Annotated in this window: 16 protein-coding genes and 1 riboswitch; of the genes, 9 read left to right on the top strand and 7 right to left on the bottom strand. The window is 71.7% G+C overall.

The annotated features are described in order from the left end of the window. The first annotated feature begins 3 nt into the window (after nucleotides 1-3). The 5 genes from SACTE_RS29420 to SACTE_RS34695 all read left to right on the top strand — a co-directional run bounded on the left by SACTE_RS29420 (nucleotide 4) and on the right by SACTE_RS34695 (nucleotide 4168). Complete coding sequence (locus SACTE_RS29420) at nucleotides 4-654, top strand: hypothetical protein (protein WP_014049660.1); 651 nt, start codon at nucleotides 4-6, stop codon at nucleotides 652-654. A gap of 6 nt (nucleotides 655-660) precedes the next feature. Beyond that, a complete protein-coding gene (gene hpnH, locus SACTE_RS29425; RefSeq protein ID WP_014049661.1) occupies nucleotides 661-1680 on the top strand; it encodes an adenosyl-hopene transferase HpnH in 1020 nt (339 codons plus the stop codon). A 125-nt stretch (nucleotides 1681-1805) separates the two neighbouring features. Next, on the top strand, nucleotides 1806-3203 hold the full coding sequence (locus SACTE_RS29430; RefSeq protein WP_014049662.1) for an aspartate aminotransferase family protein: 1398 nt from the start codon (nucleotides 1806-1808) through the stop codon (nucleotides 3201-3203). An 85-nt stretch (nucleotides 3204-3288) separates the two neighbouring features. Then, nucleotides 3289-3900: an XRE family transcriptional regulator gene (locus SACTE_RS29435; RefSeq protein ID WP_026359110.1), complete on the top strand. Its 612-nt coding sequence runs from the start codon at nucleotides 3289-3291 to the stop codon at nucleotides 3898-3900. Nucleotides 3901-3994: 94 nt separating this feature from the next. Next, entirely contained in the window at nucleotides 3995-4168 is a 174-nt protein-coding gene (locus SACTE_RS34695) for a DUF6126 family protein (RefSeq protein ID WP_014049664.1), read from the top strand. Nucleotides 4169-4236: 68 nt separating this feature from the next. Here the strand turns inward: SACTE_RS34695 and SACTE_RS29440 are convergent, their stop codons facing one another. Then, nucleotides 4237-5046, bottom strand: a complete 810-nt coding sequence (locus tag SACTE_RS29440) for a tyrosine-protein phosphatase (RefSeq protein WP_014049665.1) — start codon at nucleotides 5044-5046, stop codon at nucleotides 4237-4239. 409 nt (nucleotides 5047-5455) lie between these two features. Next, a riboswitch (cyclic di-AMP (ydaO/yuaA leader) is annotated at nucleotides 5456-5627 on the top strand. A gap of 4 nt (nucleotides 5628-5631) precedes the next feature. Here SACTE_RS29440 and SACTE_RS29445 point away from each other — a divergent pair. After that, nucleotides 5632-6552, top strand: coding sequence for a M23 family metallopeptidase (locus SACTE_RS29445; protein ID WP_014049666.1), 921 nt, complete (start codon nucleotides 5632-5634; stop codon nucleotides 6550-6552). 172 nt (nucleotides 6553-6724) lie between these two features. After that, complete coding sequence (locus SACTE_RS29450; RefSeq protein ID WP_026359111.1) at nucleotides 6725-7546, top strand: SGNH/GDSL hydrolase family protein; 822 nt, start codon at nucleotides 6725-6727, stop codon at nucleotides 7544-7546. A 4-nt stretch (nucleotides 7547-7550) separates the two neighbouring features. Here SACTE_RS29450 and SACTE_RS29455 read toward each other — a convergent pair whose 3' ends face one another. Genes SACTE_RS29455 through SACTE_RS29480 form a run of 6 tightly spaced genes read right to left on the bottom strand, consistent with a single transcriptional unit; the run spans nucleotide 7551 to nucleotide 13860 of the window. Further along, complete coding sequence (locus SACTE_RS29455) at nucleotides 7551-8486, bottom strand: STM4011 family radical SAM protein (protein ID WP_086021298.1); 936 nt, start codon at nucleotides 8484-8486, stop codon at nucleotides 7551-7553. A 47-nt stretch (nucleotides 8487-8533) separates the two neighbouring features. After that, nucleotides 8534-9880, bottom strand: a complete 1347-nt coding sequence (locus tag SACTE_RS29460; protein WP_014049669.1) for an STM4012 family radical SAM protein — start codon at nucleotides 9878-9880, stop codon at nucleotides 8534-8536. Further along, the gene (locus tag SACTE_RS29465; RefSeq protein ID WP_093565227.1) at nucleotides 9877-10689 is read right to left on the bottom strand and encodes an STM4013/SEN3800 family hydrolase; all 813 of its coding nucleotides are present in this window, start codon (nucleotides 10687-10689) and stop codon (nucleotides 9877-9879) included. Before SACTE_RS29465 ends, SACTE_RS29460 begins: the two co-directional genes overlap by 4 nt. Nucleotides 10690-10723: 34 nt before the next feature. Continuing rightward, nucleotides 10724-11935: an STM4014 family protein gene (locus SACTE_RS29470; RefSeq protein WP_014049671.1), complete on the bottom strand. Its 1212-nt coding sequence runs from the start codon at nucleotides 11933-11935 to the stop codon at nucleotides 10724-10726. Further along, nucleotides 11916-12896, bottom strand: a complete 981-nt coding sequence (locus SACTE_RS29475) for an STM4015 family protein (RefSeq protein WP_014049672.1) — start codon at nucleotides 12894-12896, stop codon at nucleotides 11916-11918. Before SACTE_RS29475 ends, SACTE_RS29470 begins: the two co-directional genes overlap by 20 nt. Nucleotides 12897-12903: 7 nt before the next feature. Then, nucleotides 12904-13860 carry an STM4015 family protein gene (locus SACTE_RS29480; protein WP_014049673.1) on the bottom strand — a complete coding sequence of 319 codons (957 nt, stop codon included), beginning with the start codon at nucleotides 13858-13860 and terminating at the stop codon, nucleotides 12904-12906. A gap of 218 nt (nucleotides 13861-14078) precedes the next feature. Here SACTE_RS29480 and SACTE_RS29485 point away from each other — a divergent pair, with 218 nt between their 5' ends. Both SACTE_RS29485 and SACTE_RS29490 read left to right on the top strand, forming a co-directional pair. Then, complete coding sequence (locus SACTE_RS29485; protein WP_014049674.1) at nucleotides 14079-14405, top strand: hypothetical protein; 327 nt, start codon at nucleotides 14079-14081, stop codon at nucleotides 14403-14405. 98 nt (nucleotides 14406-14503) lie between these two features. After that, nucleotides 14504-15505: a DUF6745 domain-containing protein gene (locus tag SACTE_RS29490; RefSeq protein ID WP_014049675.1), complete on the top strand. Its 1002-nt coding sequence runs from the start codon at nucleotides 14504-14506 to the stop codon at nucleotides 15503-15505. Nucleotides 15506-15517: the final 12 nt, after the last annotated feature.

The following is a 15517-nucleotide window of genomic DNA, read 5'->3' on the forward strand; positions in this document are numbered from 1 at the left end:
CCGATGGGCGATCCCCGAAGGCCGCCTGCCTCCCCGCCGCTGGTCATCGCCTGTGCGCTGGGCATCGAGCTGTTCGCCCTGCGCACGGGCCGGGCGGGCGGCGCCTCGGGTCCGGTGACCGTCGTCCGGACCGGGATGGGCCCCCGGGCCGCCGAGACGGCGGTCATGCGGGCGCTGGCCCGGGACGGTTCCCGCGACGCCGCGGTACTGGCCTCCGGTTTCTGCGCCGGCCTCGTCCCCGGGATGCACCCCGGGGACGTCGTCGTCGCCGAGGAGACCAGGGACCACGGCGGTACCACCCCCTGCACGGGCACCGGCGCGCTGGTGGACGCCCTGGTCAGGGCGGTGCCCGGACGCACCGTCCACACCGGCCCGATGACCGGCTCCGACCATGTCGTCCGGGGAACCGAACGCGCCGGCCTCAGGGCGGCCGGCGCCATCGCGGTGGACATGGAGTCCGCCGCCACACTCCGCACCGCCGTCCGCACGGGCCCGCGCCCGGTTGCGGCCGTACGGGTGGTCGTGGACGCTCCAGAGCATGAGCTCGTCCGCATCGGCACGGTCCGCGGTGGAATATCGGCATTCCGCGTTCTCCGTGCTGTCCTTCCGGCTTTTCACGAATGGCACCGATCTTTGCTGCTCCCCAGGAGGTGAGCCCAGATGGCCATGCCGCTCCGTCAGTCCATCAAGGTTGCGACGTATCTCTTCGAACAGAAGCTCCGCAAGCGGGACAAGTTCCCGTTGATCGTCGAGCTGGAGCCCTTGTTCGCCTGCAACCTGGCGTGCGAGGGCTGCGGGAAGATCCAGCACCCGGCCGGTGTGCTCAAGCAGCGCATGCCCGTCGCCCAGGCGGTCGGGGCGGTGCTCGAATCGGGCGCCCCGATGGTGTCCATCGCCGGCGGCGAGCCGCTGATGCACCCGCAGATCGACGAGATCGTGCGTCAGTTGGTGGCCAAGAAGAAATACGTCTTCCTCTGCACCAACGCCATGCTGATGCGTAAGAAGCTGGAGAAGTTCACCCCCTCGCCCTATTTCGCCTTCGCGGTGCACATCGACGGGCTGCGGGAGCGGCACGACGAGTCCGTCGCCAAGGAAGGCGTCTTCGACGAGGCGGTGGCGGCGATGAAGGAGGCCAAGCGGCGCGGCTTCCGGGTCACCACCAACTCCACCTTCTTCAACACCGACACCCCGCAGACGGTCATCGAGGTCCTCAACTACCTCAACGACGAACTGAAGGTCGACGAGATGATGATCTCGCCCGCCTACGCCTACGAGAAGGCGCCCGACCAGGAGCACTTCCTGGGCGTCGAACAGACCCGCGAGCTCTTCAAGAAGGCCTTCGCGGGCGGCAACCGGGCCCGCTGGAGGCTCAACCACTCACCGCTCTTCCTGGACTTCCTGGAAGGCAAGGCGGACTTCCCGTGCACCGCCTGGGCGATCCCGAACTACTCCCTCTTCGGCTGGCAGCGTCCCTGCTACCTGATGAGCGACGGATACGTCCCCACCTACCGGCAGCTCATCGAGGACACCGACTGGGAGAAGTACGGCCGGGGCAAGGACCCGCGCTGCGCCAACTGCATGGCGCACTGCGGCTACGAGCCGACGGCCGTGCTCGCCACCACGGCGTCCCTGAAGGAGTCGCTGCGGGCGGCACGGGAGACGATCGTGCCCAGCAAGTGACGTGACGGGTGACGGGGGCCGGGCGCACCGGGTGCGTCCGGCCCCCGTGCCGCAGGCCGGACACGGGCGGCCCCGAGGGGCACAAGAGGACAGGGGGAGCGGACGATGCCGAAGGAGAGCGGGGAATGAAGGACAACGGGCCGGGGGGCTTCGACCTGGCGAAACTCCTGGCGGAACGCGGCGACGAGCGGTACGAGCTGCACGCCCGGCACCTCAACCACCAGCTGCCGCGCATGCTCCGTACCCTCGGCTTCGACAAGGTCTACGAGCGGGCCCAGGGCGCGTACTTCTGGGACGCGGACGGCAACGACTACCTCGACATGCTGGCGGGCTTCGGGGTGATGGGGCTCGGCCGGCACCACCCCGTCGTACGCCAGGCCCTGCACGACGTGCTGGACGCGTCGCTGGCCGACCTCACCCGCTTCGACTGCCAGCCGCTGCCGGGGCTGCTGGCCGAGAAGCTGCTGGCGCACACCCCGCACCTGGACCGGGTGTTCTTCGGCAACAGCGGAACCGAGGCGGTCGAGACGGCGCTGAAGTTCGCCCGGTACGCCACCGGGAAGCCGCGCGTCCTCTACTGCGCCCACGCCTTCCACGGGCTGACGACCGGCTCCCTCTCGGTCAACGGGGAGGACGGCTTCCGGGACGGTTTCGCCCCTCTCCTGCCCGACACCGCGATCCCCCTGGGCGACCTCGACGCCCTGCGGCGCGAGCTGAAGCGCGGTGACGTGGCCGCCCTGATCGTGGAACCCGTCCAGGGCAAGGGCGTCCACACACCGCCGCCCGGTTTCCTGCGGGAGGCCCAGGAGCTGCTCCACCGGCACAAGGCGCTGCTCATCGCCGACGAGGTACAGACCGGTCTCGGCCGGACCGGCGACTTCTACGCGTACCAGCACGAGGAGGGCGTCGAGCCCGACCTGGTCTGTGTGGCCAAGGCGCTCTCCGGCGGCTACGTCCCGGTCGGCGCGACGCTCGGCAAGGACGCGGTCTTCAAACGTGTCTTCTCCTCCATGGACCGCGTCCTCGTCCACTCGGCGAGCTTCGGCTCCAACGCCCAGGCCATGGCGGCGGGGCTCGCGGTGCTCGCGGTGATGGAGGACGAGGAGACCGTCGCGAACGCCCGCCGGACCGGGGACCTGCTGCGCGAGCGGCTCGCCGCGCTCGTCGACCGCTACGAACTGCTGCACGAGGTGCGCGGCCGGGGACTGATGATCGGCATCGAGTTCGGCCGGCCCACGTCGCTGAAGCTGCGCAGCCGCTGGACGATGCTCCAGGCAGCCCGCAAGGGACTGTTCGCACAGATGGTCGTCGTGCCGCTGCTGCAGAAGCACCGCATCCTGACGCAGGTGTCCGGTGACCACCTGGAAGTGATCAAGCTGATTCCGCCCCTGATCATCGGCGAGCCGGAGGTGGACCGTTTCGTGACCGCCTTCACGGCCGTCATGGACGACGCGCACAGCGGGGGCGGACTGATGTGGGACTTCGGCAGGACCCTGGTGAAGCAGGCCGTGGCCAACCGCTGAAGCGGGTCCTCGCCGTCCGGCCAGAACTTTTGCCTCTCAGGTAAGGAATTTGCCTGAGAGGAAAGGTTTTGGCTCAATGGAGGACATGAACCTCCCTGAAGGAGCGGCGGCCGACGAGGTGCCGGGAGTCGCGCCCCGCCTGCGGGACCTGCGCCGCAACCGGGGTCTCACCCTGGAGACCGCGGCCCGCCGGGCAGAACTCTCCCCGGCACACCTCTCCCGGCTCGAGACGGGCCGCAGGCAGCCTTCGCTCCCGATGCTGCTCGGGCTCGCGCGTATCTACGGTACGACGGTCTCCGAGCTCCTCGGCGAGATGCCGCCCGAACGTGACGCGATCGTCCGCGGCGGCCCCCTCGGCGCGGGCGCCGAGGCCGACGGCTGGCGCTACCGGCAGGCGGGCGGATCGGGCCGCGCGATGCAGGCCCTGCGCGTCCACGTGCCCCACGGCACCGAGAGCGAACTCGTACGGGTCCATCCCGGCGAGGAGTGGCTGTACGTCCTGGAGGGCCGCCTGCGGGTCGCCCTGGGGGAGTCGCTGCACGACCTGGAGGCCGGGGACAGCGCGCACTTCGACTCGCTCACCCCGCACCGGATCGCCGCGCTGGACCGCGAGGGCGCCCAGCTGCTCTTCGTCCACACGCTGCTGCAGAGCTCCGCCGCCGAGCTGTGCCTGGGCAACGGGATCCATCGGCTCTGACGCCCGCCCCGCGGCCCCGCCGAAACCTTCGCCATCCTCCGACCCCATGCGGGCGGAAGCCTCCGGCCCCCTGCGGGCGGAAGAGAGGACTGTCATGTCCGATTCAGAGAACTACGACCCGCTCACCCCGTACCGTCCGGACGGCAAGGACACGCAGGAGCGCCGGATGCCGCGCGGAGTCGTCATCCGGCTCTTCGCCTACCTGGTCGCCGGACACCTCATCGCCGCCTTCCTCTACCTCCTGTTCACCGTCGCCGGGAAGGGCTGACCGCTCAGGAGGGGGTGGGGACGGCGGGCGCGCCGGTACCTCCGGCCGGTGCGCGACCGGTCCGCGCCTCAGGCGTCCTCGACCAGTCGCTCGCGCAGCTTCTCGCGGGTCTCCGGGGCGAGCCCCAGCCCCTCGGCGAGATAGCGGTCCGTGCCGCCCCAGGTCTCCTCGATCGTGGCGAACGCGGCGGCGAGGTACTCGGGGCGCGCGCCGAAGAGCGGGTTGAGCAGTTCCATGACCTCGTCCGACATGCCCGCCGCCGAGGTGTCGCTACGCCGCACCTTGTACCGGCGGTGCGCGTCGTTGGACTTGAGGTAGTCCGCCTCGACGGCCTCCCGCTCCACACCGACGGCGAGCAGGGTGACGGCGATCGACAGGCCGGCCCGGTCCTTGCCCGCGGCGCAGTGCATCAGTGCCGGAACGCTGTCCTCGGCCAGCGCGTGCAGGACCCGGCTGTGCTCGGCGGTGCGGTCCGTGATGATCGAACGGTAGGAGGCGATCATGCGTTCCGTCCCCTTGTCGCCCGCCAGGATCGAACGCAGCTGCTGGATGTTCCCGTCCCGCACGAGCCGCCAGAACTCGGCGCCGTCCGCCGGGTCGGAGAGCGGGATGCTGACGTTGCGGACGCCGGGCAGCTCCACGTCGTACCCGTCGAGCTTGTGGTCGGCCGCGTTGCGGAAGTCGAAGACCGTGTGCAGGCCGAGGCCGGCCAGGAAGGCGGTGTCGGATTCGGTGGCATGGGCCAGGTGTCCGCTGCGGTAGAGGCGCCCGTACCGCACCCTGCGGCCGTCGACGGTCGCGAGCCCGCCCACGTCGCGGAAGTTACGGACACCGGTCAGTTCGGTGTCGGTCGACGGAACCTCTGGCAGCTGCGTCACAAGGACTCCTGGGGTGTCTGGCGTCGGCGCCGCTCGCCGACGAGGGCACGCTCGCGACGATACGACATGGGTTCATCGGGCAATCGGTTCGGTCCCGGGGCCGGTGCCCGCATCGGCGGACAGGCGGATCGGACGGCGACGTGTGTCCGTATTGGTGCATTTAGCAGAACATGCCCTGCATGTGCAGGGAAGGTCGGGAGCGGGTGAGCGGGATCATATCCGTGACGGTGTGTGGCGGAGATCCCGACGGCCATTCCGTATGCCGTGCGGAATGCAAAGATCCGTAATCCACGGAGTGTGACCGGAATTCCCGCACGGAATCGAGCGGTGCATTCCCCGCCGTGGTCGGCGGCTTGTTCCCGGCCTTCCGGCTCGCTTACGGTCACCGTCAATCCGGACGGAACGCCTAATCCTGCCGCCGCCCGGAATCCGCATCGACCCACGTGTGGCAGGAGCGGGGGAACCAGGTAAGCCGCCGACCGGAGACATCCGGAACGGCTCGGGGTCAAGTCGCGTCCCGCGCGGCCGGGCATCTCCAGCCCGAACCCGACAGCTCACCTCGTAGGCGCCGGAGAGGAATTCCCCATGCCCGCAAAGGGTAAGCACCGCCGTACCACGTCCGGTCCGATCGCCCGCGGCGTCCTGGCCGCCGGGACCGGCGGCGCCGTCCTCGCCCTCCCGCTGCTCGGCGCCACCGGCGCGCACGCGGCGGAGCAGGCCGCCCCGGCCGCCAAGCCCGCGGCCGCCGCCGCGCAGAGCGCGCCCGCCGCTGCCGTCGCCAAGAAGGCGAGCACCCCGAAGACCTACTCCGTGGTCTCCGGTGACTACCTCTCGAAGATCGCGGCCGACCAGAACGTCAAGGGCGGCTGGCAGAAGCTGTACCAGGACAACCGGGACGTCGTCGGCGACAACCCGAGCCTGATCTTCCCGGGCATGAAGCTCACCCTCGGCGCGAAGGCGGCCGGCCAGGCCGCTCCGACCGAGGCCGCCCCGTCGAAGACCGAGCAGGCTCCCGAGACCGAGCCCGCTCCCAAGGCTTCGGCCCCGGCCCAGAACACCGCCGCCGACACCTCCGAGTCCGCCTCCGAGGGCGACAGCTCCGGCTGGACCACCCCGGTGGCCGCCGCGAACGTCACCACCCAGTACCGCGCCTCCGGTGCCAGCTGGTCCAGCGGCTACCACACCGGCTCCGACTTCCAGGCCGCCTCCGGCACCAGCGTCCGGGCCATCGGAGCGGGCACCGTGGTCTCGGCCGGCTGGAGCGGTTCGTACGGCAACGAGATCGTCATCCAGCACAGCGACGGCATGTACTCCCAGTACGCCCACCTGTCCTCGCTCGGCGTCTCGGCCGGCCAGACCGTCACCGGCGGCGAGCAGATCGGCCTCTCCGGCTCCACCGGCAACTCGACCGGCCCGCACCTCCACTTCGAGGTCCGCACCGGCCCGAGCTACGGCTCGGACGTCGACCCGATCGCCTACCTGCGCTCGCACGGCGTCTCCATCTGACGCACCGGGCGGACCCGACGGTCCCCCGAAGGAGAGGGGCGGTGCGCGGCTGCGCACCGCCCCTCTCCTTATTCCTGCTTTACCAAAATCTGACCGGGTGGTTTATCTCACCACCCGTCAACCCCTTATTACGGTCGCGTAGGTCACATTCGTAGGTGCAAGATATGTGCTCGTGGCAGACGATTCGAGAAACAGACAGCACAGCATCATCGGGTCGTACGCGGCGATAGGCGACAGCTTCACCGAGGGAGTCGGAGACCCTGGCCCCGACGGGACGTTCGTCGGCTGGGCGGACCGGTTCGCGGTCCTCCTCGCGGACCAGCTCCCCGTCCTCGATGCGGCGACCGGCCCCGCGGGCGACACCCACTTCCGGTACGCCAATCTCGCCGTACGCGGACGCCTCCTCGACCAGATCGTCGAGGAGCAGGTCCCCCGCGCCAAGGAGCTGGCACCGGACCTGGTGAGCTTCTGCGCGGGCGGCAACGACATCATCCGCCCCGGCACCGACCCCGACGACGTGGCCGAACGCTTCGAGCGTGCGGTGGCCGACCTGACGCGTTCGGTCGGCACCGTCATGGTCACCACCGGATTCGACACCCGGGGTGTACCGGTGCTCCGGCATCTGCGCGGCAAGATCGCCACGTACACCGCCCACGTCCGGGCCATCGCCGACCGGTACGACTGCCCGGTCCTGGACCTCTGGTCGCTGCGGTCCGTGCAGGACCGGCGCGCCTGGGACGGCGACCGGCTGCACCTCTCGCCCGAGGGGCACACCCGGGTGGCGCTGCGGGCCGCCCAGGTCCTCGGTATCGAGGTGCCGGCCGACCCCGACCAGGCCTGGCCGCCGCAGGCGCAGCGCGGCACGCTCGAGGTGCGGCGCGACGACATCCACTGGGCGCGCGAGTACCTCGTCCCGTGGATCGGGCGGCGACTGCGCGGCGAGTCCTCCGGGGACCATGTCGCGGCCAAGCGGCCGGACCTGCTGCCTCTCTGAGTGCTCAGCCGGTGACGAGGGGGAGTGGCCGCCGGTGAGGTGCCCCGCCGGCGAGCCCGTTAGGCGCGGGTGCCCGTACCGGGCGGGCGGGTATCCGCTCCAGGACGCCTCCGGCGAAGACGTCGTACAACGGCAGGGACTCCAGGTGCACATAGCCGATGTGGCAGTCGCACACCTCGAGCGGGCAGCCGCGCGGGCCCAGTGAACGCCGGTAGCTGCCGTCGTAGAGATTGCCGAGCTCGGCCCGGACGAAGTGGCAGCGGCGCACCGTCCCGTCACCGTCGACCGAGATGACCGACTCGCCGGTCCGGCAGGGCAGCCCGGCCGACGCGTGCGGATGCCTGCTGTAGGGGAACAGCGGATCCAGCGCGGTCCACAGGTCCGCCTCCTCGTCCGTATAGGTATGGCCCTCGGCCGCGTTGACCCAGAGATACACCTCGGACGGCAGCGCGGCCCTGAGCCGCCTCGCCTCCTCCAGATGGGCCTCGAGACCCACCACCCCGACGCTGAAGCGCACACCCAGATCCGACAGCTCCCGGCACCGGCCCAGGAACCGCTCGTACGGCGTCTGCCCCGGGTGGTAGGTGCACCAGAGGGCGGCCTTCTCCCGGTCGGCGCCGGCCAGCCAGTCGGTGCGACAGCTGAGGTTCGTCTGGACGGCGACCCGGCCGACGTGCGGCAGCCGGGACAGCTCGACCACCGCCCGCCGGTACCAGGACCGCACCAGGCCCTCGCCCCACGGGGTGAACAGCACCGAGAGCCGCTCGCCCTCCTGGGCGGCGGCCCAGGCGGTGAAGCGCTCCAAGGCCGCGCGGTCGGCGCGCAGTTGCTCCCCGCTGTCCCGGCGCTTGGCGAACGGGCAGTAGGGGCAGTCGTAGTCGCACGAGGCCAGCGGGCCGCGGTAGAGGACCGTCAGGCCGGTGCCGGGCGCGGCCGTCATGGCGGCCGCCGGGGCCGTGGAGGCCGGATCCGTGTTCATCGGGCGGCTCACTTCGCCTCGTACGCGGCCATCGCGGCCCGTACGGCGGGGGAGAACAGCTCCGGGCCCAGCGCGTCGGAGTGGGCCAGCCCCTCCGGCGAGAGCCGGAGCCGGCCGGGATCCGCCGAACCGTCCAGCCAGCCGCGCTCCGCGAAGCGGTCCAGCTCGGACGGGAAGTCGGCCCGCGGGTCGGTACCGAACCGCTCGCGGTAGTCGGCCGACACCAGGCCCTCCGCCTGGAGCAGCGACTGCAGCAGGTGGCGTCTGCGTGCCTCGTCGCCCGTGACGTACCGTCCGACCTCGGCCCGGGAGAAGTCCTCGGTGGCGGTGAAGCCGTCGATGATGCCCCGGATCTCCCGCATCTCCACCGCGTAGTCGAAGGAGTAGTGCAGCGAGGAGGTGTACGAGCGGGCACCGCAGCCCAGGCCGATCATGCCGTCGGTCTGGCAGGCGTAGTCCTCGGGGCCCGCCTGCGGGACGCCGGCGCGGCGGAACATGCGCATCGACACCTGCTCGTAGCCGTGGGCCAGGAGGTGGTCGCGGCCCGCCCGGTACAGCCGCAGCCGCTGTTCGTCCCAGGCGTGGTCCGGGGCGTCGGCGGCGGTCCGGTGCCGGCCGAGGCCCGTCAGCGGGCGTACGTACAGGGGGTAGAGGTAGAGCTCCTCCGGGCGCCAGGCCAGGGCGGCGTCCAGCGAGAAGCGCCAGCTCTCCTCGGTCTGCCCGTCGATGCCGTAGATCAGGTCGATGTTGAGGACGGGGATCCGGGCGTCGCGGATCCGGCCCAAGGCGTCCTCCACCTCGGAGCGGTGCTGCGGACGGACTGCGGCCCGGGCCTCGGCGTCGACGAAGCTCTGGACACCGATGCTGACGCGGGTCGCGCCCCGGTCGGCGAGCACCGCCAGCCGGTCCGCGGTCGCGGTCGAGGGGGAGGTCTCCACCGACAGGGGGACGGCCCGCAGATCGGCGCCCATGCGCTTCTCCGTGATGTCGCAGAGCCGCTCCAGCTCACCGGCGGTCAGGAAGGTGGGGGTGCCGCCGCCGAACGCGGCGGCGGCGAAACGCACCGGTTCCTCGTCGCCCAGCGCGTCCCGGACCGCCGTGGCCTGCCGGTCCAGGGCGTCGAGGTAACGCGTGGTCAGCTCGTCCGGCGCCCCGATCCGGGTGAACAGGTTGCAGAATCCGCAGCGGACCTCGCAGAACGGTATGTGCAGGTAGAGGGAGAGCGCGTCCTTGGGCTCGTCCGCCCACAGCTCGCTCAGCGGCGGCCGCCCGGCGGGGTGCTCACCGAGCGGGCGGTAGGCCGTCTTGTGCGGATAGGCGTAGACATAGCTCTGGTACGGCCTGGTGCTGGTCATCGAGATGCCTCCGGATCGAGGAAGAATTGGGCGTACGGCACGGTCCAGACGGCCTCGTGGCCCAGCCGGTGACCGGTGTAGCCGTCGTCCCCGTACGCCGTGCCGTGGTCGGAGCAGACGATCGCGAAACACCTGCGGCGGCTGCTCATCGCGGCGAAGAGGCGCCCGATGTGCCGGTCCACGTACTCCAGGGCGGCGGCGTGGGTCTGCCTGGAGTCGCCCGCGTCGGCCGTGGCGCCCGGCAGGTGGAACCAGTTGGGCTGGTGCAGGGCCGACACGTTGACGAAGAGGAACAGCCGCTGCTCGGGCGGCAGCCGGGCCACGACCCGCTCGGCGCAGGCCACCTGCTCCTCGAAGGAGGTGGGGGAGGCGACCCCGAACTCCGGTTCCCAGTGGCTCTCCTGGAACAGCGCGGGCAGCACCGAGCCGAGCGGAGGGCGGCGGTTGAAGAAACCGACACCGCCGACGCACACCGTGCGGTAGCCGGCACCGGCGAGACCGGAGGGCAGGTCGGCGGTGTCGTGGACGAACGTGCCGTCCGCAGTGGACTCGCTGCCCGCGAAACGCGCGGCGAACAGCCGCGGATGCGGGCCGGGAGAGGCCGGTGTCGGCAGGAAACCCGCGAACATCGCCTGATGGGAGGCGTAGGTGAAGCTGCCCGGGGCGTGCCTCTTCTCCCAGACGCCGCCCGGCAGATGACGGACGAGGTTCGGGATGCGGCCGGCGGCGGCGAGCTCTTCGGCGACGTCGAAGCGCAGGGTGTCCAGGGTGACCAGCAGCAGGTCGTCGCTGCCCACCACCGTGTTCATGTCGGGGTCGCGGGCGTCCTGGACGCGGGCGGGGTCAGGGGAGAGGGGTGACACGGGGGTTCCTTGCCTGTCGTGTTCTCGGGGGCCGGTCCATCGCGTCCGGCCGCGGCCGGCCGGCCTGTTCGGTCTCGGACCGCAGGACGGCGGCGACCTGGGCCGCATAGGTGTCGAGCCCCTCCGCACCGCTGCCCGGCAGCCCGGTCAGACGCGGCAGAAGGTCCCCGAAGGCGTTGACCTCCCCGACGGCGAAACGCCGCCAGCCGGTGGCCGGGAGCAGATCGACACCCACGCACGAGGTGTCCGGGAAACACGAGGCCGCCTGCTCGCACAGGGCGAGCGCCTCCTCCCAGCTGCCGCCCGCCGCCCCGACCGCGGCCCGCACCTCGTCGAGATCGCCGCGCGCCCCGCCCAGGTGCAGATTGGTCATGGGGGAGCGACTGGTCCGCACGACGGCGTGCGTGGCCCGGCCCGCGACCACGACCACTCGGAGGTCGGCGACCCGGCCGCCGTGCACCGAGGCCTTCGGAAGCCAGCGCTCGACGTGCAGGCCGTCCGGTGCCAGGGTGTCGACGACCGCCGCCACCTCGCGCTCGGTCGTACACCTGCGCACCCGCAGCGAGTTGAAGAGACGGCCCGCCGCGTCCCGCTCCACGGACGTCATCGCCCGCACACGGCCGGGACCGGCCGTCTCGACGGCCAGCACCCCGGACGCCGACGAGCCGTGGGCGAGCTTCACGAACGCCCTCGGCATCCGGTGATCCGACATCAGCCCGCGCACGTCCGCCCAGTCCCGCACCGCCGGTGCGGCAGGACCGGAGGTCGGCGAGTCCGGGACGCGCACCCCGGCGGCGCCCAGGACACCGTGGCACAGGCGCTTGTCGAAGAGCACCTCGATGTCCCGCGGGCCGTCCAGCAGGACCGCCCCCGCCTCGGCGGCCGTCCGCGCCACCTCCCGTACGGCGGAGGTGAATCGGGCGTACCAGAGGGCCGAGCCCTCGACGCGGGTCGGGTCGTCCACTCCGCGCAGCAGCCGTTCGATCTCGGCGTCCTCGCCGGGCGAGTCGATCCGGACCCGCTCCCCGGGCAGGAAGGCCGCCTCGCCCCGCAGCACCTGACGCCAGGACACGGTGCGTGCCGGCGGCAGCCCGGCGGCACGCACCGCGTCCTGGAAGAGGGCGACCCTGCGGTTGCCGGGGTTGCCGACGACCGCGAGGCGCGGCCCCGTGCTATTCGCTGACAACGACATAACGCTCGTCGTCCTCGGGGTCCCAGTCGTCGTCCGCCTCGTCGAGGTCGACATGGACGCCGGCCCGGGCGCAGACCTCGCGGATGCGCTCCGCCAGGGGCTCACCGATGTAGTGGTGGTGCAGGTCCAGCCGGGACAGATGCGTGAGCGGCTGGCCTTCGAGCAGGGCGCGGGCGCCCGTGTCGCTGAGCGTGCCCATCGACAGCGCCAGCGACTCCAGCCGGGCCACGACGGGGGCGGAGGCGACCGCCGCGGCGATCTCGTCCTGTATCTCGCTGTTCTGGAGGCCGAGATGGCGCAAACGGGGGAGAGCGCCGCCGGAGAGCAGGGGGCGCATGTCCTCGACGGTGGCGTCACCCCCGTACCACTGGCTGCCGAACCACAGCTCCAGCCGCTCCAGTGCGGGCAGTTCGGACGCGGCGAGCGCGCGTACGACCTCGCCGGGCAGTCCGCCCGACTCGAACCGCAGCGCTCTCAACGACCGGTGGGTGACCGGCCGCAGCCGCAGATCCTCCTGCGGCCCGTTGGCACCGCCACCCCGTACGACCAGCTCCTCCAGCAACGGATACGCCTCCAGCGCCGGGGTGACGTCACACATCCGCAGCCAGGAGACCTCGCACTCCTCACCGGTCACATCGGCGAGGAACAGGCCGCGCAGCGCGGGGAACCGGTCGGCGTCGGAGGTGATCAGCTCCAGCGCGGGGGCGAGAGGGCCGTACTCGTCCTCCCACCAGGGCCCGATCAGCAGGGCACGCACCCGGGCGGGGTCCACCGTGTCCAGGAAATGCCGCCACATCTCAGGGAACGGGGGCCGCTCCCAGCCGGACTCCAGCCGCCAGGCGACCGCGTCGGGCTCGGGGAGGTCCTTGAGCTCCGCGTCGTCCGGCGGCGGCAGGGTGTGGACCCGCAGGCCGTGGAACGACTCGGGGTGATCCGTGTCGAGGTGTTCGTTCTCGGTCATCGCCGCGTCACTCCGCAACCGTGGTGTAGCGCCCCGCGGCCCCTCGGTCGTCCCAGGGTTCGCAGCGCTCGGAAAGGTCGACCCGCACGCCGTGCGGTTCCAGGGCCTCGGTGACCCGGCGCTCCACCGGTGGGGTCAGGAAGTGGTGGTGCAGGTCCAGCGTCGTCAGATGCGTGAGCGGCTGGCCCTCCAGCAGTGCGGCCGCACCCTCGTCGCCGAGGGTGCCGGACGAGAGGTCCAGCGTCCGCAGCCGGGCCACGACCGGCGCGGAGGCGACGGCGGCCGCGATCTCGTTCGCCAGCTCGCTGTTGCACAGGCCGAGGTGGTGCAGCCGGGGGAAACGGGTGCCGGACAGCAAGGGCGCGAGGTCGTGCAACGTCGCGTCGCCGCCGTACGCGGAGACGCCCAGCCAGAGGTCCAGGCGCTCCAGCGCGGGCAGTTCGCTGTCCAGCACCCCGCGCACCACCTGCGCCGGGAGGCCGCCGCTCTCGATGACCAGCGACCGCAACGACGCGTGCTTCAGCGGCGGGAACACCAGCTCGCTGCCGCCCCGCACACCCAGCTCGACCAGACCCGGGAACGCGGTCAGCAGCGCGGTCACGTCCGACTGCTGGATCCAGGAGATCTCGGCCTCCTCCATCTCCAGATCGCCGACGAACACGGCCTCCAGCGACGTGAACCGGCCGGCCGCCGCCGTCAGCAGTCCGATGGGGTACGAGGAGTCCTCCTCGTACGACTCCCCCCACTGTCCGATGATCAGCGCACGGACCCCGGCGGGGTCGACGGTGTCCAGGAATTCCGCGAACTCCTCTTCCCAGGATCGGTCGCGCTCGTCGTCGTACGGGTCGACGCGAATGCGCCACGCGGCGTCTCCGGCGGCCGGCCACGAGGGCTTCTCGGCCCCGGAGTCGAAGTCGACGGCCGGGAGGCCGAGCAACTCGTGCAGGTGTTCCACACCGGACATGGCACTGAGCTCCTGACAATGCAGACGATTGATGTGCGGCCAGGTTTATCAAGCCCCACTGACAACGCCGTGGCCGGGCCGGTCCCACCGCACCCCGCAGCGGTCCGAGCGGCGTACGGACCGGGATCGGGCCTCGGCCGGGGGCCGTTGTCAGACCCCCGTCGTAGCGTTCGGAGCGTGGTCGGCACAGCGGGTGCCGCCGTGGAGGGGAGACGTCTGTGTACCGGCAGGGAGATGTGCTGATCATGCCTCTGGAGGAGTCGGCGGTGCCGTCCCAGCTCCTGGAGGCTCCGGGCGAACTGCGCGACGGACGGGGGAGGTTGGTCCTCGCGCTCGGCGAGGTCACCGGGCACGCGCACGCGGTGCAGGGACCCGGCCGGCTCCTGCGTGAGGCCGGTCCGTTCGGGCCGATGCTGCTCCATCTCCCCGAGGGCGGCCGCGTCGTGCACGAGGAGCATGCCGTCATACCCCTTCCCAAGGGCTGGTTCCGCGTGGTGCGGCAGCGGGAGTACGCGCCGGGCGCCGTGCGCGTCGTCGCCGACTGACCGGAGCGGACGGACGAGGTGACACGGCGGGGCGCCGGCAGGGCGACGTGCCGTGCGGGTGATGTGTGGTCGGCAGAGAGCGAATGGGGACGGGAACGATGCAGTACGTGAAGGACTGGCGGGCCGTGGCGGCGGCGACGGGCCCGGCGGACCGGGGCGCGGCCGAGGAAGGGGTGCGGTTGGCCTATCGCGCCGCCGGGCTCGCCGAACCGGAGCAGATCATCTGGGCGGACTCGCCGCCGGCGGCCGTCGAGGCGGTGGAGAAGCTGACCGACGCGGGACGCTCGGTGCGCGAGGAGGTCCGCACCCGGCCCTGGGCCGAGGAGCGACGCCGGATGTACGACGAACTGGGCCCGGCCGGCTGGTCCGCCCTGTGGTCCGCGACCGGGGCCCAGCTGTGGGAGACCACGGCCGCTCTGGCCGAGCGCATACGGACGGGGGTCGTCGCGGAACTCGCCCACGCGCCCGAGGACGAGTCCGACGTACGGCTCGTGCTGCTCGACGCGGTGCTCGGCCAGCACGACGCGGCCTGGCTCGCCGCCTTCGACGGCCGCGGCGACCGGCTGGCCGGCCTGGCGGAGGTCGCCAGGCACGCCGGCTGGTGGTGGCCCTACGAGCGGACCGTGGTGATCAGCGAACGGCCCGTCGCCCTCCATCGCGACGAGGCGGGACGGCTCGACCGGGGAGACGGCCCCGCGCTCGCCTACCGCGACGGCTTCGCGCTGCACGCCTGGCGCGGGATGCCCGTAGCGGCGGAATTCCTCGACGGGCTGGCGAGCCTCACTCCCGAGCGGATACGTGCCGAGGAGAACGCCGAACTGCGGCGCGTGATGCTGGAGTACTACGGCTACGACCGCTACCTCGCCGAATCGGGCGCCGAGCCGGTGCACCGGGACGAGACCGGCATCCTCTGGCGGATCGCGCTGGAGGGCGACGAGGACGTCGTCATGGTCGAAGTGGTCAACTCGACGCCGGAGCCCGACGGCAGCCACCGCACGTACTGGCTGCGGGTGCCGCCCGCGACGATGACGGCGAAGGAGGGTGTCGCCTGGACGTTCGGCCTCGACGGTCAGGCCTACGCGCCGCTGCGTCAGACCTGAGGGCCGACCCGG

It is taken from the genome of Streptomyces sp. SirexAA-E (assembly GCF_000177195.2).
Taxonomy (GTDB): Bacteria; Actinomycetota; Actinomycetes; order Streptomycetales; family Streptomycetaceae; genus Streptomyces; species Streptomyces flavovirens.

Excerpts from the sequence above, each read along its gene's own strand:
- SACTE_RS29420 (WP_014049660.1), top strand. The coding sequence starts at position 4 with ATGGGCGATCCCCGAAGGCCGCCTGCCTCCCCGCCGCTGGTCATCGCC.
- hpnH (WP_014049661.1), top strand. The coding sequence starts at position 661 with ATGGCCATGCCGCTCCGTCAGTCCATCAAGGTTGCGACGTATCTCTTC.
- SACTE_RS29430 (WP_014049662.1), top strand. The coding sequence starts at position 1,806 with ATGAAGGACAACGGGCCGGGGGGCTTCGACCTGGCGAAACTCCTGGCG.
- SACTE_RS29435 (WP_026359110.1), top strand. The coding sequence starts at position 3,289 with ATGAACCTCCCTGAAGGAGCGGCGGCCGACGAGGTGCCGGGAGTCGCG.
- SACTE_RS34695 (WP_014049664.1), top strand. The coding sequence starts at position 3,995 with ATGTCCGATTCAGAGAACTACGACCCGCTCACCCCGTACCGTCCGGAC.
- SACTE_RS29445 (WP_014049666.1), top strand. The coding sequence starts at position 5,632 with ATGCCCGCAAAGGGTAAGCACCGCCGTACCACGTCCGGTCCGATCGCC.
- SACTE_RS29455 (WP_086021298.1), bottom strand. The coding sequence starts at position 8,486 with ATGACGGCCGCGCCCGGCACCGGCCTGACGGTCCTCTACCGCGGCCCG.
- SACTE_RS29460 (WP_014049669.1), bottom strand. The coding sequence starts at position 9,880 with ATGACCAGCACCAGGCCGTACCAGAGCTATGTCTACGCCTATCCGCAC.
- SACTE_RS29465 (WP_093565227.1), bottom strand. The coding sequence starts at position 10,689 with ATGAACACGGTGGTGGGCAGCGACGACCTGCTGCTGGTCACCCTGGAC.
- SACTE_RS29470 (WP_014049671.1), bottom strand. The coding sequence starts at position 11,935 with ATGTCGTTGTCAGCGAATAGCACGGGGCCGCGCCTCGCGGTCGTCGGC.
- SACTE_RS29475 (WP_014049672.1), bottom strand. The coding sequence starts at position 12,896 with ATGACCGAGAACGAACACCTCGACACGGATCACCCCGAGTCGTTCCAC.
- SACTE_RS29480 (WP_014049673.1), bottom strand. The coding sequence starts at position 13,860 with ATGTCCGGTGTGGAACACCTGCACGAGTTGCTCGGCCTCCCGGCCGTC.
- SACTE_RS29490 (WP_014049675.1), top strand. The coding sequence starts at position 14,504 with ATGCAGTACGTGAAGGACTGGCGGGCCGTGGCGGCGGCGACGGGCCCG.